This is a genomic window from Aeromonas sp. 1HA1, assembly GCF_029237385.1.
In the GTDB taxonomy this organism is placed as follows: domain Bacteria; phylum Pseudomonadota; class Gammaproteobacteria; order Enterobacterales; family Aeromonadaceae; genus Aeromonas; species Aeromonas popoffii.
The window spans coordinates 1-18,578 of record NZ_JAACGC010000074.1 but is presented as its reverse complement, the minus strand read 5'-3'; the positions used below and the strand labels follow the sequence as shown (position 1 = coordinate 18,578).

Sequence of the window (18,578 nt, the reverse complement as noted above, 5' to 3'; positions counted from 1 at the left end):
AACAGGGATTGCAGGCTGGAGCTCACTCTGGGAAGGCTGGCAAACACTGCAAAGTAAACTGGACGGCTTTATTGCCGCCAAAGAGATGATGGCTTCGGGGATCAAGATCTGATCAAGAGACAGACCTCCATGTACAGCGCTGCCATCCTTGCAGCCGTTTCAGTATACCGTCATCTCCCAACAAAAAGGCCCCAGCAAGGGGGCCTCTTTCATCATAGTGTGAACTACAAGCCATCATGCCTTCTTCGATTTGGCCAGGCTCTCCTGCCACTTGCCGTTGTCGTAGTGCGCCGTCCAGCCCGTTGCCTTGCCGTTGACCTCTGTCATCACGTACTGCTCCTTGGTCTTGCGACTGAAGCGAACGATGGAGGCATTACCGTCAGGATCTGACGCCGGGGCGTCAGCCAGGTACTGGTGCTTGGGCGAGAGGCGATCTTTGAAGCGCTTGAGCTCTTCCACCAGGGGCGCACGGGTCTCGCGGGATTTCGGGAAGTTGCTGGCGGCGAGGAACAGGCCGGCCGCCCCGTCACGCAGCACAAAGTGTGCATCGGACTGGGTGCACTTGAGCTCGGGCAGCGGCACCGGATCTTCCTTCGGTGGCGCTATATCGCCATTTTTCAGGATCTTGCGGGTGTTCTTGCAGGTCCCACTGGTGCAGCCCATGTACTTGCCGAAGCGGCCGTTCTTGAGCTGCATCTCGGATCCGCAGCGATCGCACTCTATGCTCGGCCCTTCGTAGCCCTTGAGCTTGAACTGGCCCTTCTCGATCTCGTAACCGTCGCAATCCGGATTGCGGCCACAGACGTGCAGCTTGCGGCTGTCGTCGATGATGTAGGCGTCCATGGCGGTGCCGCAGACACCGCAGCGGTGCTTGGCACGCAGCGCCTCGGTTTCGGCTTCGTCACCGTCGGTGGCGGAGACAAATTCGTCGGCGGAAACCAGATTGATGGTTTTCTTGCAGCGCTCTTTCGGCGGCAGGGCATAGCCGGAACAGCCGAGGAACACGCCGGTGGTGGCAGTACGAATCCCCATCTTGCGACCGCAATCCGGACAGTCGATGTCGGTCAGAACCATCTGGTTGGCACGCATGCCCCCCTCTTCCGCGCCCCGATCCGCTTTTGCCAGCTCCTGGGTAAACTCTTCGTAGAAGGCGTCCAGCACCTTCTTCCACTCCAGGCTGCCTTCGGCGATGCCATCGAGCTTGTCTTCCATCTTGGCGGTGAACTCGTAATTCATCAGCTCGACGAAGTTTTCCACCAGACGGTCGGTGACGATCTCGCCCATCTTCTCGGCGAAGAAACGGCGGCTCTCGACCCGCACATAACCACGATCAACGATGGTGGAGATGATGGAGGCGTAGGTAGACGGACGGCCGATGCCGCGTTTTTCCAACTCGCGTACCAGGGCGGCTTCGGTGAAGCGCGCGGGCGGCTTGGTGAAGTGCTGGCGCGGATCCAGCTTGATCAGTTTGAGCAACTCGCCCACGGTCACCGCCGGCAGCTGGCTGTCTTCGCCCTTGCGACCCATGGGCGGCAGCGCCTTGGTCCAACCGGCGAAGCGCAGAGTACGGCCACGGGCCTTGAGTTCGAACTCGCCCGCCTTGACGGTCAGGGTGGAGGAGTCGTACTGGGCCGGGGTCATCTGGCAGGCCACAAACTGGCGCCAGATGAGATCATACAGACGCATGGCATCCGGCTCCATCCCTTCCAGCAGCTCGGCCGTGACCAGCACGCTGGAGGGACGGATCGCCTCGTGGGCCTCCTGGGCGCCAGCCTTGGAGCCATAGAGATTCGGCTCGCTCGGCAGATAGGTGGCACCATACTGCTCGCCGATATATTCACGCACCGCTTCAACCGCCTCTTTGCTGAGGTTGGTGGAGTCGGTACGCATATAGGTGATGTAACCCGCTTCATAGAGACGCTGGGCCATCATCATGGTCTTCTTCACCCCGAAGCTCAGACGGGTAGAGGCCGCCTGCTGCAGGGTGGAGGTGATGAAGGGCGCGGAGGGCTTGGAACCGGTCGGCTTGTCTTCCCGATTCACTACCTTGTAGTCGACCCCTTCCAGGGCAGCCACGGCGGCAAAGGTCTCGGCCTGGGTGACCGGCTTGAAGTCGGCGCCGTTACGGCTGACCACTTCCATGCGCAGGGAGGCATGTTCACCGGTCAGCAGATCTGCGTTGAGATCCCAGAACTCCACCGGCACGAACGCCTTGATCTCGCGCTCTTTATCGACGATGAGGCGCACCGCAACAGACTGCACCCGACCGGCGGAGAGGCCGCGAGCCAGCTTCTTCCACAGCAGCGGGGAAACCATGTAGCCCACCACCCGATCGAGGAAACGGCGGGCCTGCTGGGCGTTGACACGGTGAATGTTCAGCTCGGATGGCTGGGCAAACGCCTCCTGAATCGCGGTCTTGGTGATCTCGTTGAACACCACCCGCTTGTAGCGGCTGTCGTCACCACCGATGATCTCGCGCAAGTGCCAGGCGATCGCCTCTCCCTCTCTATCCAAGTCGGTTGCGAGATAGATGGTGTCGGCCTTGGCGGCCAGACTTTGCAATTCACTGACCACTTTCTCTTTGCCGGGCAAAATCTGGTAGTTGGCCTGCCAGCCTGCGGCCGGATTGATCCCCATCCGTGAGAACAGGGCATTGCGATCCTTGGCAGCCTTCTCTGATTCGCTCAGCTTGATGCCGCGAATGACAGGTTTTTTGGGCTCGTTGCTGGCGCTGCCACTGGTGGGCAGATCGCGAACATGACCGACGCTGGATTTCACCACGTAGTCCTTGCCCAAATATTTGTTGATGGTCTTGGCCTTGGCCGGAGACTCCACTATGACCAGTGATTTGCCCATGCTGTAACTATTATCCTCATTGCACCCGACGGGGTTGGTGTGCGGTTTTGTGGGGCTGTATAAGAGATTTGACGCGAAAAAGCAATCTTGTGAGCAAATTAGCTCACCCTCTCGAACCACCTGACCTCTTTATTTATTAATGCGAAGCCGAGCCGCGGGAAGCAACCGCTTTTTTATTTTTATGCTATATCCACCCCCTTTTTATATTTGAAATGACATAACCAACCGCTCTTGTAACATAACAAATTACTTTAGTTATCAGCTTGTTACAAAAGACAAAATCTCATTATAATGGCTGAATCCCGCAGCTTTGTGCGCGGAAGGAACCGCTACCCATATAAAAATCGAAAGGATGTACTCAATGAAGCACTTCGAGGTCAACTTCGACGGACTGGTCGGCCCGACCCACAATTATGCCGGCTTGTCCTATGGCAACGTCGCCTCCCAGAGCAACGCCAAGGAGGCGTCCAATCCGAGGGAAGCGGCCAAGCAGGGGTTGCGCAAGATGAAAGCGCTGACCGAGCTTGGCATGACCCAGGGGGTGCTGGCACCGCAGGAGCGGCCGGATCTGGCCACCCTGCGCCGCCTCGGCTTCACCGGCAGCGATGCCAGCGTGCTGGCCCAGGCCGCCAAACAGGCTCCCGCCGTGCTGGCTGCCTGTTATTCAGCCTCCAGCATGTGGACCGCCAACGCCGCCACCGTCTCCCCGAGTGCCGATACCCAGGATGGCCGTATTCACTTCACCCCCGCCAACCTGACCAACAAGTTCCACCGTTCCCTCGAACCCGAGGTGACAGGTCGCATACTGCGCGCCGTGTTCAACAACGATCGTCACTTCTATCACCACCAGCATCTGCCGGAGAACGACCACTTCGGTGACGAGGGCGCCGCCAACCACACCCGCTTGTGTCGTGCCTACGGCGAGTCCGGGGTCGAACTGTTCGTCTATGGCCGCAGTGCCTTCGACGTCTCCCAGCCCGCCCCCAAACGCTACCCGGCCCGCCAGACCCTGGAGGCCAGCCAGGCCATCGCCCGTCTGCACGGTTTGAGTGAAGAGAGCGCCGTCTTCATCCAGCAAAATCCGGATGTGATCGATCAGGGGGTGTTCCACAACGACGTGATCGCGGTGGGCAACCAGAACGTGCTCTTCTTCCACCAGCAGGCCTTTCTCAACACGGCGTCAGCGCTGGCCGAGGTGCGCACCAAGTTCGGCGAGGGCGAATTGCACTTCATCGAGGTGCCGACCAATGAGGTATCGCTGCAGGATGCGGTGAAATCCTATCTGTTCAACACCCAGATCCTCACCCTGCCATCCGGCGAGATGGCCATCATCGCCCCCACCGAGTGCCGTGACAATCCGGCCGTATCGGCCTACCTCGGCCAACTCCTCGCCCAGGGCACCCCCATCAAACAGGTGCACTACATGGACGTGAAACAGAGCATGCGCAACGGTGGCGGCCCTGCCTGCCTGCGGCTGCGGGTCGCCATGAACGATCTGGAACTGGCGGCGGTCAACCCGGCCTGCCTCATCAACGACAGCCAGTTCGCCCGGCTGGATCAGTGGGTAGATCGCCACTACCGCGACAGTCTGGCGCTGGACGATCTGCGCGACCCGGCGCTGGTGCAGGAGTCCCGCACCGCCCTGGACGAACTGACCCAGATCCTCAAACTCGGCTCCGTCTACCCCTTCCAGCGCTGAATCGCTGGATAGCAAAAGCCGGGCAAATGCCCGGCTTTTTCATGCCAGTGGTGCAAGCGAGACCTCAGCGCCAGGGGCTCTGCTGCCACAGCCGGCCGAGGCTCGACTCCAGCGCCAGGGCCGCCTGCTGTCCCAGTTTCTGGGTCAGGCTCTTTGGCTTGCGATAGCTGATGCCGACCACCTTGTGATGGCTGGCCTGGGACAGCAGGTAGTCGTCACTGGTGCAGAGAGTATCCACCAGCCCCAGCCCCTTGGCCTGGCTCGCCAGCCAGTGCTCTCCCGTGGTGACACTGTCTATGTCGAGGTTGGGTCTGTGCTCGGCCACGAACGCCTTGAACCGCTCGTGGATGGCGCCCAGCTCCTCACGAAACTTCTCCCGCCCCAGATCGTCGTTCTCACCGAACATGGTGATGGTGCGCTTGTACTGGCCAGCGGTGTGCATCTCGAATTCAATGTCGTGCTTTTTCAATAGCTTGTTGAAGTTCGGCAGCTGGGCTATCACCCCGATGGAGCCGACGATGGCAAAGGGCGCCGCCAGGATCTGATCTGCCACGCAGGCCATCATGTAACCGCCGCTCGCCGCCACCTTGTCGATGGCCACGGTGAGTTTGATCCCCTTGTCGCGCAGTCGCTGCAGCTGGGATGCGGCCAAGCCATAGCCATGCACCACACCGCCACCGGATTCAAGGCGCAGCAGCACCTCGTCACCGGACTGGGCGACCCCTATCACGGCACTCACCTCTTCCCGCAGGGAAGCCACCTCTTTGGCGTCCATGCTGCCGTTAAAATCGAGCACAAACAGCCGGCTGCGCTCGTCTTCGGTCCTGGCACGGGCCTTGTGCTCGGCCTTGCGATCCTTCTCCAGCAACTTGCGTCCGGCCTTGCCGGCCAGCGCCGCCTGCAACTGGTAGCGCCCCTGCTCCAGCTCGCTGGAGAGATCGGTCACCACCAGATCCCCCTTGCGGGATTTCGGCTGACGGCTGCTGATCACCATCAAAATGACGGCCGCGATAGCCAGCAGTAAGGTGAGGGTCTTGGCCAGAAACAGCCCATATTCGGTCAAAAATGCCACTTGATGCTCCGCTCAGTGTTCGAATTTTTCACATTCTAGGGAGTTTGCCGGGCTCGCGCAAAAACTCTGCGACAGTGGCTCAAAAAACACACTCTTTAATCACAACCCCTCTATTTTCTTCACATTTTTGCCGTCTCATACTGGCCAAATGCCGTGCGGGGTCAGTACACTGGCTCTTCTATATACCGCGATACCGCGCGCATCTGCCACGAACGTGTTAACAGGAGTTGTCATGCTCGATTATCAGGCCCCCCGGGATCTGCTCAAGCACAAGGTCATTCTGGTCACAGGTGCCGGTGACGGCATAGGCCGCGAAGCCGCTATCACCTATGCCGCCCACGGCGCCACCGTGATCCTGCTCGGCCGCACCAGCGCCAAACTTGAGGCTGTTTATGACCAGATTGAGGCCGCCGGTTATCCGCTGCCCGCCATAGTGCCGGTGGACTTGAAAGGCGCTACCGCCGCCCACTACCGTGGCATGGCCGAGACCTTCGAGCAGCAGTTTGGCCGCCTCGACGGTGTATTGTTCAACGCCGGCCTGCTTGGCACCCTCTCCCCCTTCGAACACATCCAGGAGAAGGAGTGGGACGAGGTGATGCAAGTCAACGTCAAATCAGAGTTCCTGCTGACCCAGGCGCTGCTGCCGCTGATCCGCCAGACCGCCAAGGCGCACGGTGAGGCCTCCATCGTTTACACCTCCTCCAGCGTGGGCCGCAAGGGCCGCGCCTACTGGGGCACCTACGCCATCTCCAAGTTCGCCATCGAAGGCATGATGGAAGTGCTGGCCGACGAGCTGGAAAACACGGCGGTGCGGGTCAACACCCTCAACCCGGGCGGAACCCGCACCAAGATGCGTGCCAGCGCCTTCCCGGCAGAGGATCCCCAGCAGCTCAAGACGCCGGCCGATCTCATGCCGCTCTATCTCTATCTGATGGGGGCCGACAGCCGTGGCAAAACCGGCCAGACCTTTGTGGCCCAGCCCAAATAAATCAACAAAATAACCGGAACCCTGCGCCACATGGGGTTAAATTCAATAGGGTGCCGCCGGCACCCCGTTGAAGGCCCTTACCACATACGATCCCTGATCAGGTTGAAATATGTTTCGTCCCAAGAGCACGTTTGAGCAATGGCGGATCTTTCAGGCCGTGGTGGACCATGGCGGTTATGCCCAGGCCGCTGAAGCACTAAACAAGAGCCAATCCTCTCTCAATCATGCGGTGGCCAAGCTGCAACAGAGTCTGGGGGTGCCTCTGCTGGCAGTGAGGGGGCGCAAGGCAGTATTAACCCCGGCGGGGGAGATATTCCTCAAGCGGGCACGTCAGCTCAGCCAGCAGGTGGAAGAGCTGGAGAACCTGGCCAACAACCTGGAGCGGCAGTGGGAGCCGCAGGTCAACCTCTACGTTTCCGTGCTGCAACCACGGGAGCGACTCTATCGGGCGCTGGCCCATTTCTATCCCCGCAGCCGGGGCTGCCGCGTCAATCTGCACGAACGCATTCACTGCCACTTCAACGCCCTGCAAGTGGGGGATCTCATGCTCTCCGAGCACCTGCCCCAGGATCGTACCGGCCTGCCGCTGGACGAGGTGTGCCTGCTGCCGCTCTGCTCCGCCAAGCATCCCCTCGCCGCCCTGGTAGGGCCCGTCTCGACTGACGAGCTTGCCAGTCACAACCAGATCAGCCTGCATCCCCCCATTCACCGCTCGGTGGACTGGAATGATGCGGATGACACCGGCTGGAAGGCGACCCACTATCACGAAGTGATAGCCATGCTAAAACTCGGCCTCGGCTATGCCTGGCTACCCCGCCATCTGGTGCAGGAGGAGCTGGTCAGCGGCGTCCTGGTGCCGCTGGATCTGGCCAGTGGCAACGAGCGCCATCTCTATACCTATCTGCTGACCCCGTCAGCAGATTCGCTGGGTCCGGCCACCGAGCTGCTGCTGCGCTGCCTGCGCAACGAATATCAGACCGGTAACAACAAATAAGCCCAAGCCGTCAGGCGGCCAGCGCCACCCATCGCCAATCGATCACAGACCCGCCTCACACATTGGGCACCCGCCAGCAGGCGCCCAGTGCCGCCAGCGCCAGCGCCGTGGCCACCATGAAGACCCCGTGAAAACTCCAGATCTCGGCCACAGTCCCCGCAATGGCCCCCGCCATGATGGAGCCGGTACGTATGCTATTGGCAAACAGGGTGGTCGCCACCCCGGCGCGCCCCGGCATCAGATCCTGAAAGTAGGACATGCCGATCCCGGCGACTATGCCGATGAAGATGGCGTTGAGCAGTTGCAACGCGATGAGCGCAGACTGACTCGACAGGGTGACCAGCCCCGCGTAGAAACCCACCCCGGCCAGCACGGCCACAAGCATCATGGGACGCTTGCCGAAGCGCTGGGTGTAGTAGCCAGCCAGCAGCATGAAGGGGATCTCGAGGGCCGCCGCCGTGCCCATCAGCACACCGGCCAGCTTCTCCTCCAGCCCCAGCTCGCGGGTGATGTAGAGCGGCATGTTGATGAGGTACATGCTGTTGCAGGTCCACATCAGGGTGGAGGCAATGAACAGCGCCCGCACAGAAGGGTCTCGCCAGCTGCTGACCCGCTCCACCTCGCTGTTTGGCGTGGGCAGCGGCAGGGAGGGCAGCCAGCGCCACACCACGAAGGCACAGATCAGGTAGGCCAGGGCGGAGGCGAGATACATCACCTCGAAGCCATAGCCGATGGCCAGCGCAAAGGCGATGGGGGGGCCGATGACCCAGGCCAGGGAAAACTGGGCCCGCAACACAGAGCTGAACATGTCTGCCCGCTTGTTGCGGCTGTCGGCATATTCCCGTGCCAGGGCAAACAGCTGGGGACTGGCGGTGGCCGCCAGACTCGCCAGCAAGACCCCCAGGCTCACCAGCAGCCAGTAGTTGCGATTCCAGGCGAACAACAGGGAGAGCACCACCCCCGCGAAGCAGCAGCGCAGGATCAGCCGCTTGCGATCCCCCTTGCTGTCGGAGCGGTGGCCGAGCCACTGGCTGATGAGGATCCCGACCACGGCGTTGACCGTGTAAAACAGTCCGATCAGCAAGGGGCGAACCTGCACCTCTTCGGCCAGAAACAGGCTCAAGGTTGGCACCTGGAGCGCCACTGCCACCCCAGTTATAAAGGTCACGGCCAAAAAAGAGAGGGAAACGGGATCCGATCTCCTCAGCGCGGCGGTCAACAAGCTCATAGGATTACCACTGATTGGGGGCAAGAAAACGGGCCAAAATTCGGCAAGTACATGAAATAGCGTTGCTTATTTTATGTCATGAACAAGAGTCACCTCAAGGCTTGCGACCCCGCGCCCGACCCCGTACATTGAAAGCCCACTGCCCAGCATAAGGATTCCACATGTTTGATTTTGACCGGGAAATAGATCGTCGCGACACCATGAGTCTGAAATGGGACAAGTACAAAGGACAGGACGTGCTGCCCATGTGGGTAGCCGACACCGACTTTGTCTCACCGCCTGCCGTCGTCGAGGCCCTCACCCAGCGGGTCGCCCACGGCATCTTCGGTTACTCGCGCCCCTCTGCCCGGCTGATCGAACTGATCATTGCACGTCTGGCCAGCCGCTACGGCTGGACCATCCAGCCGGAGTGGCTCATCTTCCTGCCCGGTGTGGTACCCGGCCTCAACCTGGCGTGCAAGGCCTGGAGCCAGCACGGTCGCGGCATCATTACCCCCAAACCGGTCTACTACCCCTTTCTGCAGGCACCCGGGTTCAACGATCGCCCCCTGCTCACCGTTCCCATGGTGGAAGAGGCCGGTCGCTGGGTGCTGGATCTGGAGGAGCTGGAGCGTCAGGCCCCGGCGGCGGATCTGCTGCTGCTGTGCAACCCGCACAACCCGGGCGGTACCGTGTTTACCCGCGAAGAGCTCAAGGCCATCGATGCCATCGCCGAACGACACAATCTGGTCGTCTGCTCGGACGAGATCCATTGCGATCTGCTGCTCGACAAGCAGGCCCGTCACATTCCCTACGGCGCCATCAGCCCGGCAGCCGCCGAGCGCTCGGCCGTGATGATGGCACCGAGCAAGACCTTCAATATCGCGGGCCTGTGCTGTGCCTTCGCCGTGGTGCCCAACGCCCGCCTGCGCCTCAAGCTGCAACAGGCGATGCGCGGCATCAGCGCCGACGTCAATCTGCTGGGCTTCGTGGCGGCCGAGGCCGCCTATGAGGGAGGCGAACCCTGGCTCTGCGAACAACTCGACTACCTGGCCGCCAACCTCATGCTTATCGAACAGGCTGTCGCCCGCTGGCCCGGCGTCAAGCTGGCTCGCCATCAGGCCACCTACCTTGCCTGGATTGACGTCAGTGCGCTCGGGCTCGAGGATCCCATCACCTTCTTCGAACAGGCAGGGGTTGGGCTCTCCCCGGGCGCCCAGTTCGGCGATGGCCAGTTCGTACGGTTCAACTTCGGCTGCACCCGGGCAAGGCTGACCGAGGCGCTGGCCCGGATGGAGAAAGCGATCCAGACTCGCATCTGATGGCAATAGGGTATATTTTTGCGGCTGAATCTCAGCTGCACCGACCGCCGCCATAAGCGATGAGGGCGGGTCTGAATGGCACATGCCATGCAAACCCGGCTCTGTGCTGAACAGCGGCAGGCCGTGATGTCAGACGGGATGGGCTTGACCCATCCTTTTTATCAGCCATTAATCCGGTTAATTATGTTGCCAAGCGCCCTGCACCACCTGTCGACCCTGTCTCGTTTCGCCCTGCCCTTGCTGGCAGCCGCCCTGGTGTTGCCCCTGCACGCCACTACACCATCCTATCTCACCATAGGCACAGGGGCGCTCAACGGCGTCTACTATCCCGCAGGAGGGGCCATCTGCCGCCTGCTGAACGCAGATAGCGCCAACCACGGACTGCACTGCGCCGTGCAGAGCACCTCGGGCTCCCTCACCAACCTGAAGGAGCTGAACCAAGGGAAAATCCAGCTGGTGCTGGTGCAATCGGATGTGGTGCATCATGCCGCCAAGGGCACAGGCCCCTTCGTGGGCCAGCCACCCAACGACCGGCTTCGCAGCCTGTTTCGACTCCATCAGGAGTCGCTGACCCTGATCGCCAGTGCCAACAGCAACATCAGCACTCTGACCGACATCGAAGGCAAACGGGTCGATCTGGGCAATCCGGGTTCGGGAGAGCGCGTGACCAGCCAGGCCCTGCTCGATGCCATGGGCTGGCAGGAGAGCAGCTTCGCCCCCGTCATTCCCTCCTCCATCAACAACCGGCTGGAAGGACTCTGCGATGGTACCCTGGACGCCGCCTTCATGGTGGCGGGCCATCCCAATCAGCGCATAGGGGATCTGACCGGTCGCTGTCAGGCACGCATCATCCCCATCGAGGGGGAGCAGATCGATCGTCTGCTCAAGACGCTCCCCTATTATCAGCGCAGCCACATCAGCGCCAATCTCTACCCGGGACAGCCCAGCGACGTCAACACCTTCGCCGTCACCGCCGAACTGATTGCACTGGACAGCCTGCCAGACACAGAGGTGCGCACTGTGCGCGACGTGCTGACCGCACGGCTCAAGCAGTTCACCCGTCTGCATCCGGCGCTGACCCCCCTCACTCTGGACTCCATGCAGGCAAAGGCTGAGGTACCGCACCACCCGGGCATGGAGGATGCCGTCCTGCCGCCGCCATCACTCATCCCCGAATCCCTGACCCCTGAGGAGTCAGCAGGCTCGGCGGCGACGGCAACCCAGGCAGCCCAGTCGGCGGCGCAGACCACCGGGGATGGCGCAGCAGCACAAACCACAACCTCAGAGGCATTGGCAACCCAGCCCACTGCGGTAGAGTCCGTCTCGACCGCCCAGGCCACTCAGGCTGTGACTGTGGACGCCCCCTCGGATGCCGTGGCCACGCAAGCCGTGACGACGGACCCACCCTCGGCCGCACTCGGCTCGGCGCCAGCCGATACGCAAGGGGGGGCGCCCAGTGCCACCAATGGCAGCGACGGCGTGCACCAGCCCCTGCCTGCCACCCCTTCGGCAAGCGTGCCCGTCCAGTAATCTCACGCACCACTTACGAAAGAGGCCACCTGTCAGGGTGGCCTCTTCTTTTGCATTGCTCCTGCGGCCTTGCTCTGTGGCGACTCATACACGACACGGGTCGCCACACAGCTGCCGAGCGGTATCTCCCCTTCCGGCCCAGTCCAACCGGGTCAGGTGCCCGCCATGAACAGTCTGCCTATCCTGCCGGATCTTGTCAGCCTGCGGCCTTGGGCGCCGCTTGATGGCGGGCGTCGGGCTGCAATATCTCCTCCTCCACCCAGTGCAGCAGCTGTTTGATAGCCCGCGACAACACCTGATTCTGACGCACCACGTACCCCAAGCTGGTGCCGGGAAAATCGGTCAGACGGGCCACGGGGGCGGTGAGCTTGAGGCGCGGGTGGAGCGAGAAGTCCGGCACTATGGCCACCCCGAAGCCCGCCTCGGCCCAGTCGAGCTGGGCATCCACGCTGCCCACTTCCATGATGCGGCAAGTCGGCAAACCGAGCAGGGGCAAAGAAGGGTCTATCAGCGCCCGGGTGCGGGTATCGTGGCCGAGCAGGATCAGGGTCGGCTCATCAAGGGGGTCGCTCTCTCCCGCCTTCGCTCGCGCCTGCCAGCGGGCCAGCCCGTGTCCCAGCGCACACCAGGTCACCTGCTGCAACTCGGTGTAGAACAGCGGTTCGCTGCGCTTTTGCGCCATCACGAAGCCAAGATCCGCCTTGCCGGCCCTGACCAGCTCGGCCGCCTGATCCGAGGTGGTATTGAACAGGGTGAGATCGATGCCGGGAAAGGCCTGCTTGAAGCGCTGGAACGGCTGGATCAGCAGCAGACGGGAGATGATGTCGCTGGCGGCGATGGCGAGCGTGCCCTGGCTCAGCTGGTTGAGGGCATTGAGATCGGACTGGCACAGCAGCAGCTCGTTGATGGCCCGCTCGGCACTTTGCAGCAGTCGCTCACCGGCCTGGGTCAGCCGAAACGGGCTGCGTTCAATCAGCTTGACCCGGGTGGCTTGCTCCAGGTTCTTGAGATGCAGGCTGACGTTGGGCTGGGTCATGTGCAATTCGGTGGCGGTCTGGCCAAAGTGCTGCAGGCGGGCCAGGGTAACGAAGGTGTGCAGCCAGTGAATATCCAGCATGGGGATCCTCTTGTTTTTCCACATCTGCGCCCATGACGCGGGCCAGCGCGGCAATACGGGGCGTCTTGCCGGTAAATTCGCCACAATTATATGGTTTTCTTATTGGAATTATAAAGATAATTAATTTTTCTAATCCGCCGCAGCCTCCTAGGATGGACGCCTAACGTCTTAGGAGAAAGAGTCATGTCGTCTATCGTAGTCGTAGGTGCTAACTGGGGTGATGAAGGCAAAGGCCGCATCGTCGATTATCTGGCAGGTCAATCCGCCGCCAGCATCCGTTTTCAGGGCGGCAACAACGCCGGCCACACCGTCGTCAACGACCTGGGCACCTTCAAGCTGCACCAGTTGCCGAGCGGCGTATTCAACCCGGAGTGCCTGGTTGTCCTCGGCCCTGGCATGGTCATCAGCCCCGAGCCGCTGACCCGCGAGCTGGCTGAAGTGAACGCCGCCGGCGTGACCCCGAAACTGGCCATCTCTGATCGCGCCACCTTCTGTCTGCCGATCCATGCGCTGGAAGATACCCTGGAAGAAGTCCGTCTGGGTGATGGCGCCTATGGCTCCACCCGTCAGGGCATAGCCCCGGCTTACGGTGATCGGGTCATGAAAAAAGCGATCCTGGTCGGCTGGTTGAAGCAGCCAGAGGTGCTGGTTGAGCGCATCCAGTTCTTCCTCGACTGGAAACTGCCGCAGCTCAAAGCCCTCTACCCGAGCTTCGAGTTCAGCCAGACCGCCCAGGAAATGGCCGATTGGCTGCTGGAAGTCTCCGCCCCCTGGATCGACGCCGTCTGCAACGTCAGCGAGCCACTCAAGGCCATCCAGGCCCAGAACGGCACCCTGCTGTTCGAAGCCCAGCTGGGCGCCGGCCGTGACCTCATCTACGGTGAGTACCCCTGGGTGACCTCTTCCCACGTTTCCGGCGCCTATGCCGGTATCGGTGGCGGCCTGCCGGCTCTGCGCCCCGAGCGCGTGATTGCCGTGGCCAAGGCGTTCAGTACCTCTGTCGGTACCGGCACCCTGATCACCGCCATGGAGAATCAGGAAGAGTTCCGCAAGTTCGCCAACGAGTTCGGTGCAACCACCGGCCGTCCCCGTGACATCGGCTACTTCGACGCCGTTGCCACCAAGCAGGGTCTGGAGATCCAGGCCGCCAACGAGATCGCCCTGACCAAGCTGGACTGCCTCTCCGGCATGCCGGACCTGAAGATCTGCGTGGCCTACGAAGGCGCCAACACCGAGAACCCCATCTGGCCGCAGACCGCCGGTCTGAAGCCGGTGTACGAGTCCATGGAAGCCTGGAGCGAAGACATCTCTCACATCCGCAAGTTCGAAGACTTGCCCAAGGCTGCCCAGCACTATGTGCTGCGCATCGAAGCCCTGCTGGGTGTGCCGGTTCCCATGGTCTCCGTCGGCCCGGGCCGCGAGCAGATGATACTGCGCTAAGCTCCCTGCGCAGCTGCCAGCAAGATGTCAAAACCGGCCTCACAGAGGCCGGTTTTTTTATGACCACCGCACCATCAGCTGACCGCCGAGGGACAGGCCCCATCCGCGAGAACGACACCCGGCAACAGGCGCCATGCAGGGGCTTCAGCTGGAGAGCGCCCACCTCTGTATGCTCTATCGCAACCTTCTGAAACAGGAAGGCTGATCCCCACTCGCGCAGGGAATAACGCAACAAAAAGGCCTCCGCAAGGGAGGCCTTTCTTATGGCAGCACCGGGCTGAGATGGCAGTCACGGCTTACTTGACGGTCACCCGGGCAAACTTGCGCTTGCCAACCTGATAGACGGCGGTACCGGCACCAATCAGTGCCTTGCCATCGTCCAGCTTGTCACCATCAACCTTGACTGCGCCCTGCTTGATCATCCGCAGTGCTTCGGAGGTGGTGGCCACCAGATCGGCATCCTTGAGCAGGTTGGCAATGGCCAGCCCTTCCCCTTCCAGCGCCAGTTCGACTTCCGGCATCTCGTCAGGCATGGCGTTCTTGGAGAAGCGCTGGGTGAAATCTTCGTGGGCCGCTTCGGCTGCCGCTTCGTCGTGATAACGGGCGATGATCTCTTTGGCCAGCCAGATCTTCACGTCACGAGGATTCAGGGTGTTCGCGGCGATACCGGCCTTGAACTCTTCAATCTCGGCCAAGGGGCGAGAGGAGAGCAGCTCGTAGTAGTTCCACATCAGGGTGTCGGTGATGGACATGATCTTGCCGAACATCTCGCCCGGGGCATCGTGCACGCCTATGTAGTTGGCGGCAGACTTGGACATCTTCTTGACGCCATCCAGACCCACCAGCAGCGGCATCATCAGCACGCACTGGGCGGCCATGCCGGCATCTTTTTGCAGCTCGCGGCCCATCAGCAGGTTGAACTTCTGATCGGTACCGCCCAGCTCGACGTCCGCCTTCAGCGCGACCGAGTCATAGCCTTGCAGCAGCGGATAGAGGAATTCGTGAATCGCGATGGATTGGCCGCCGGTGTAGCGCCTTTTGAAGTCGTCGCGTTCCATCATGCGAGCCACGGTCTGCTTGGCCGCCAGCTTGATCATGCCGGTCGCGCCCAGCTCGCCCAGCCAGCTGGAGTTGTACTCGATACGGGTCTTGGCAGGATCGAGGATCTTGAACGCCTGCTCGGCATAAGTGAGGGCGTTGTGCTTGATGGCCTCTTCGGAGAGCGGCGGACGGGTGCTGTTCTTGCCGGAGGGGTCACCCACCATGGCAGTGAAATCACCGATCAACAGGATGATCTCATGGCCCAGATCCTGGAAGGTCTTCAGCTTGTTGAGGATCACGGTATGACCCAGGTGAATGTCGGGAGCCGTCGGATCCATCCCCAGCTTGATGCGCAGCGGGCGCCCTTCCTTCAACTTGGCGACAAGTTCTTCTTCAACCAGAATTTCTTCCGCTCCGCGCTTGATCTCGGCTAGCGCCACCTCGAGCTGGGACATTTTTTGACTCTCCAATCACGATTCCACAGGGCCAAACATATTACTGGAATGGCGAGCTAATTGGAAAGGCTGTAAAATCCATCCATTCTGCCCGACTTCATCTGCTTCTCATGGTTATTTGGCACGCCTTCAACGCACTTCCCCACTGGCACCGCAAGATGGTGCTGATCCTGAGCATCATGGTGATGATGCTGGCTGCCTGGCCAAGCGAACAGGCGGTCGCAACCCGGGTCGATGACAGCGGCAACGATTTTGCTGCCGAGCCGCAAGCCGACGAGGGCGAGCTGCTGGCCCAAACCGAGCTGCCCGTCACCCCGCCCAAGCCCAGCTATGTCACCAAACAGGTGAAGGTGCACCGGGGCGACAACATGGGAGTCATCTTCCAGCGCCTTGGCCTCAGCACCACGGATCTGCACCTCATCGATCAGCTCGATGGCACGGATCCCCTGCGCCGGCTCAAACCCGGTCAGGAGCTCACCTTCAAGCTCACCAAACATGGCATGCTGCACAGCCTCTATTACCCCCACAGCCTGGAGCAGGCGCTGAAAGTGAACCGCAAGGCGGATCGCTTCATCGCCAAACCGGTCAAGCTGGAACTCGATACCCGCGAGCAGGTGGCCAAAGGCGAGATCCGCTCCAGCTTCTGGGGTGCTGCCGCCGAGGCGGGCATGACAGAAGTTCAGATCATGAACCTGGCAGCCATCTTCGGCTGGGACATCGACTTCGCTCAGGACCTACAACCCGGGGATAGCTTTCGGGTGGTCTATCAGGAGAAGTATCAGGATGACGAGCGGGTCGCCTCCGGCGATATCCTGGCCGCCGAATTCGTCAACCAGGGCACCGCTTACCGCGCCGTGCTCAATCAAGATGGCAACTACTACACGCCGGAAGGCAAGGCGATGCGCAAAAGCTTCCTGCGCGCCCCGGTCAACTTCAAATACATCAGCTCCAACTTCAACCCGCGCCGCCTCCACCCGGTCACCGGCAAGATCCGCCCCCACAACGGCATCGACTATGTGGCTCCTGTAGGCACCCCCATCATGGCGGCGGGCTCCGGCCAAGTGGTGGCCGCCGGCCACAACCAGTTCAACGGCAACTACGTCTTCATCAAGCACGCCGGCAACTTCGTGACCAAATACCTGCACCTATCCAAACGCACCGTCGATAAAGGGCAACGAGTGAAACAGGGGCAGACCATTGGCACCCTGGGGGGCACAGGCCGGGTGACAGGCCCGCACCTGCACTATGAATTCGTGGTGGGCGGCATTCACAAGAACCCGCGCACCCTCACCCTGCCACAGGCTGAAACCCTGACCGGACGGGAGCTGGCCAATTTCAGGAAGCTGGCGATGCCGCAACTGGCCAAACTCGACCAACTTGACAAGCCTGAGCTGCAGCTGGCTCAGAACAAACGGGACAATCGCGGCGGCTAAGTGGCCGCCAAGGAGTGGGGAATGAAAGAGCGCTATATCGGACTGATGTCAGGCACCAGCATGGATGGGATCGATGCCGTGCTGGTGATGATCGACGGCGATGAACTGCGGGTCGAAGCGGCACTCTGCCACCCCTGGCCCACGGCCCGTGAGCTGCACGCCCTCAGCACTCCGGGCGAGAACGAAATAGACAGGATGGGCGTGGCCGACAATCTGGTGGCCCGCGAGTTTGCTGCCGCCACCCACGCGCTGCTCGCCAAGGCGGGGCTGACCCCTGAAGATATTCGCGCCATCGGCAGCCATGGCCAGACCATCCGCCACCGCCCTCAGCTCGGCTTTACCCTGCAGATCGGCAATGCCGCCCTGTTGGCCGCGCTGACCGGCATTGATGTGGTGGCCGATTTTCGCACCATGGACATGGCCCTCGGCGGTCAGGGGGCGCCGCTGGTGCCCGCTTTCCATCAGGCACTGTTTGCCAAACCCGGCGCCCTGCGGGTGGTGCTGAACCTCGGCGGCATCGCCAATATCTCGGTGCTGCCGGGCAATCCCGGTGGGGTGTATGGCTTTGATACCGGCCCTGCCAACACCCTGCTCGATGGCTGGTATCGCCGTCATCAGCCAGACGGCGGCAACTACGACGCCGGTGGTAAATGGGCCGCCAGCGGCCAGCTTATTCCTGACCTGCTTGGAAAGCTGCTGGCTCACCCCTACTTCGCCGCCGCCTCCCCCAAGAGCACCGGGCGGGAGATGTTCACCCTCGATTGGCTCGATGGCGAGCTGGCAGGCACTGCATACGCCCCCGTGGATGTTCAGCGCACCCTGCAGGCACTCACCTGCCACAGCATCGCCCGTCAGCTGCCCGCCCAGCCCGAGGCTGTCGGTACCAGCCAACCCAAAGCCGAGCTGTTTGTCTGCGGCGGCGGCGCCCATAACACCCCGCTGCTGGCGGAACTCGCCAGCCTGCTGCCCTGCTGGCACATCGCCAGTACCTTTGATCTGGGGATAGCCCCCGACTGGGCGGAGGGGGCGGCATTTGCCTGGCTGGCACAGCGCTTTATCCATCGCAAGCCGAGCAACCTGCCCGCGGTCACCGGCGCCAGTCGCCCGGCCGTGCTGGGTGCCCTCTACCTCGCCGGATAACTGACACCGGGTGCCCCCATCCCGAGCGCTGATCCAGACCCGGTCCCTTGTGCGCCTGCCGACCACTGACCCGCGTCACGCTGGCGGGCAAGCCAGCATCTTGCTCCACCATCTTGCTCCACCATCACAACCGCTCACAGGACGACTGCCCCCTTATGGCTGTCTCTTGATCAGATCTTGATCCCCGAAGCCATCATCTCTTTGGCGGCAATAAAGCCGTCCAGTTTACTTTGCAGTGTTTGCCAGCCTTCCCAGAGTGAGCTCCAGCCTGCAATCCCTGTTCG

The 18,578-nt window shown here is 61.5% G+C and carries 13 protein-coding genes; 8 read left to right on the top strand and 5 right to left on the bottom strand.

Features of this window, described 5'->3' with window-relative positions:
• Nucleotides 1-234: 234 nt before the first annotated feature.
• Complete coding sequence (gene topA / locus GWQ22_RS18060; RefSeq protein WP_275931169.1) at nt 235-2,856, bottom strand: type I DNA topoisomerase; 2,622 nt, start codon at nt 2,854-2,856, stop codon at nt 235-237.
• Nucleotides 2,857-3,217: 361 nt separating this feature from the next.
• Here topA and astB point away from each other — a divergent pair, with 361 nt between their 5' ends.
• Nucleotides 3,218-4,555, top strand: a complete 1,338-nt coding sequence (astB, locus tag GWQ22_RS18055) for an N-succinylarginine dihydrolase (RefSeq protein WP_275931168.1) — start codon at nt 3,218-3,220, stop codon at nt 4,553-4,555.
• Nucleotides 4,556-4,619: 64 nt separating this feature from the next.
• On the opposite strand, the gene sohB is transcribed toward astB, so the two are convergent.
• Nucleotides 4,620-5,627 carry a protease SohB gene (sohB, locus tag GWQ22_RS18050; RefSeq protein WP_275931167.1) on the bottom strand — a complete coding sequence of 336 codons (1,008 nt, stop codon included), beginning with the start codon at nt 5,625-5,627 and terminating at the stop codon, nt 4,620-4,622.
• 232 nt (nt 5,628-5,859) lie between these two features.
• Here sohB and GWQ22_RS18045 point away from each other — a divergent pair, with 232 nt between their 5' ends.
• Together GWQ22_RS18045 and GWQ22_RS18040 are read left to right on the top strand one after the other, a co-directional pair.
• A complete protein-coding gene (locus tag GWQ22_RS18045) occupies nt 5,860-6,615 on the top strand; it encodes a YciK family oxidoreductase (protein WP_042037486.1) in 756 nt (251 codons plus the stop codon).
• A 109-nt stretch (nt 6,616-6,724) separates the two neighbouring features.
• Nucleotides 6,725-7,609 carry a LysR family transcriptional regulator gene (locus GWQ22_RS18040; RefSeq protein WP_212512927.1) on the top strand — a complete coding sequence of 295 codons (885 nt, stop codon included), beginning with the start codon at nt 6,725-6,727 and terminating at the stop codon, nt 7,607-7,609.
• A gap of 55 nt (nt 7,610-7,664) precedes the next feature.
• Here GWQ22_RS18040 and GWQ22_RS18035 read toward each other — a convergent pair whose 3' ends face one another.
• Nucleotides 7,665-8,837 carry an MFS transporter gene (locus GWQ22_RS18035; RefSeq protein WP_275931166.1) on the bottom strand — a complete coding sequence of 391 codons (1,173 nt, stop codon included), beginning with the start codon at nt 8,835-8,837 and terminating at the stop codon, nt 7,665-7,667.
• A gap of 161 nt (nt 8,838-8,998) precedes the next feature.
• Between GWQ22_RS18035 and GWQ22_RS18030 the strand changes: the two genes are divergently transcribed.
• Both GWQ22_RS18030 and GWQ22_RS18025 read left to right on the top strand, forming a co-directional pair.
• Complete coding sequence (locus tag GWQ22_RS18030) at nt 8,999-10,138, top strand: PatB family C-S lyase (protein ID WP_275931165.1); 1,140 nt, start codon at nt 8,999-9,001, stop codon at nt 10,136-10,138.
• A 183-nt stretch (nt 10,139-10,321) separates the two neighbouring features.
• Nucleotides 10,322-11,668, top strand: a complete 1,347-nt coding sequence (locus GWQ22_RS18025) for a TAXI family TRAP transporter solute-binding subunit (RefSeq protein WP_275931164.1) — start codon at nt 10,322-10,324, stop codon at nt 11,666-11,668.
• Between the two features lie 196 nt (nt 11,669-11,864).
• Here GWQ22_RS18025 and GWQ22_RS18020 read toward each other — a convergent pair whose 3' ends face one another.
• Nucleotides 11,865-12,785 (bottom strand): LysR family transcriptional regulator, encoded by a 921-nt coding sequence (locus tag GWQ22_RS18020; RefSeq protein WP_042037490.1) that lies wholly within the window; start codon nt 12,783-12,785, stop codon nt 11,865-11,867.
• Between the two features lie 183 nt (nt 12,786-12,968).
• Between GWQ22_RS18020 and GWQ22_RS18015 the strand changes: the two genes are divergently transcribed.
• Nucleotides 12,969-14,225, top strand: a complete 1,257-nt coding sequence (locus tag GWQ22_RS18015; protein WP_042037492.1) for an adenylosuccinate synthetase — start codon at nt 12,969-12,971, stop codon at nt 14,223-14,225.
• 296 nt (nt 14,226-14,521) lie between these two features.
• On the opposite strand, the gene tyrS is transcribed toward GWQ22_RS18015, so the two are convergent.
• On the bottom strand, nt 14,522-15,721 hold the full coding sequence (gene tyrS, locus GWQ22_RS18010; protein ID WP_275931163.1) for a tyrosine--tRNA ligase: 1,200 nt from the start codon (nt 15,719-15,721) through the stop codon (nt 14,522-14,524).
• 110 nt (nt 15,722-15,831) lie between these two features.
• Here tyrS and GWQ22_RS18005 point away from each other — a divergent pair, with 110 nt between their 5' ends.
• Nucleotides 15,832-17,154 (top strand): peptidoglycan DD-metalloendopeptidase family protein, encoded by a 1,323-nt coding sequence (locus GWQ22_RS18005; protein WP_275931162.1) that lies wholly within the window; start codon nt 15,832-15,834, stop codon nt 17,152-17,154.
• 21 nt (nt 17,155-17,175) lie between these two features.
• Nucleotides 17,176-18,294, top strand: coding sequence for an anhydro-N-acetylmuramic acid kinase (locus tag GWQ22_RS18000; protein WP_275931161.1), 1,119 nt, complete (start codon nt 17,176-17,178; stop codon nt 18,292-18,294).
• Nucleotides 18,295-18,578: the final 284 nt, after the last annotated feature.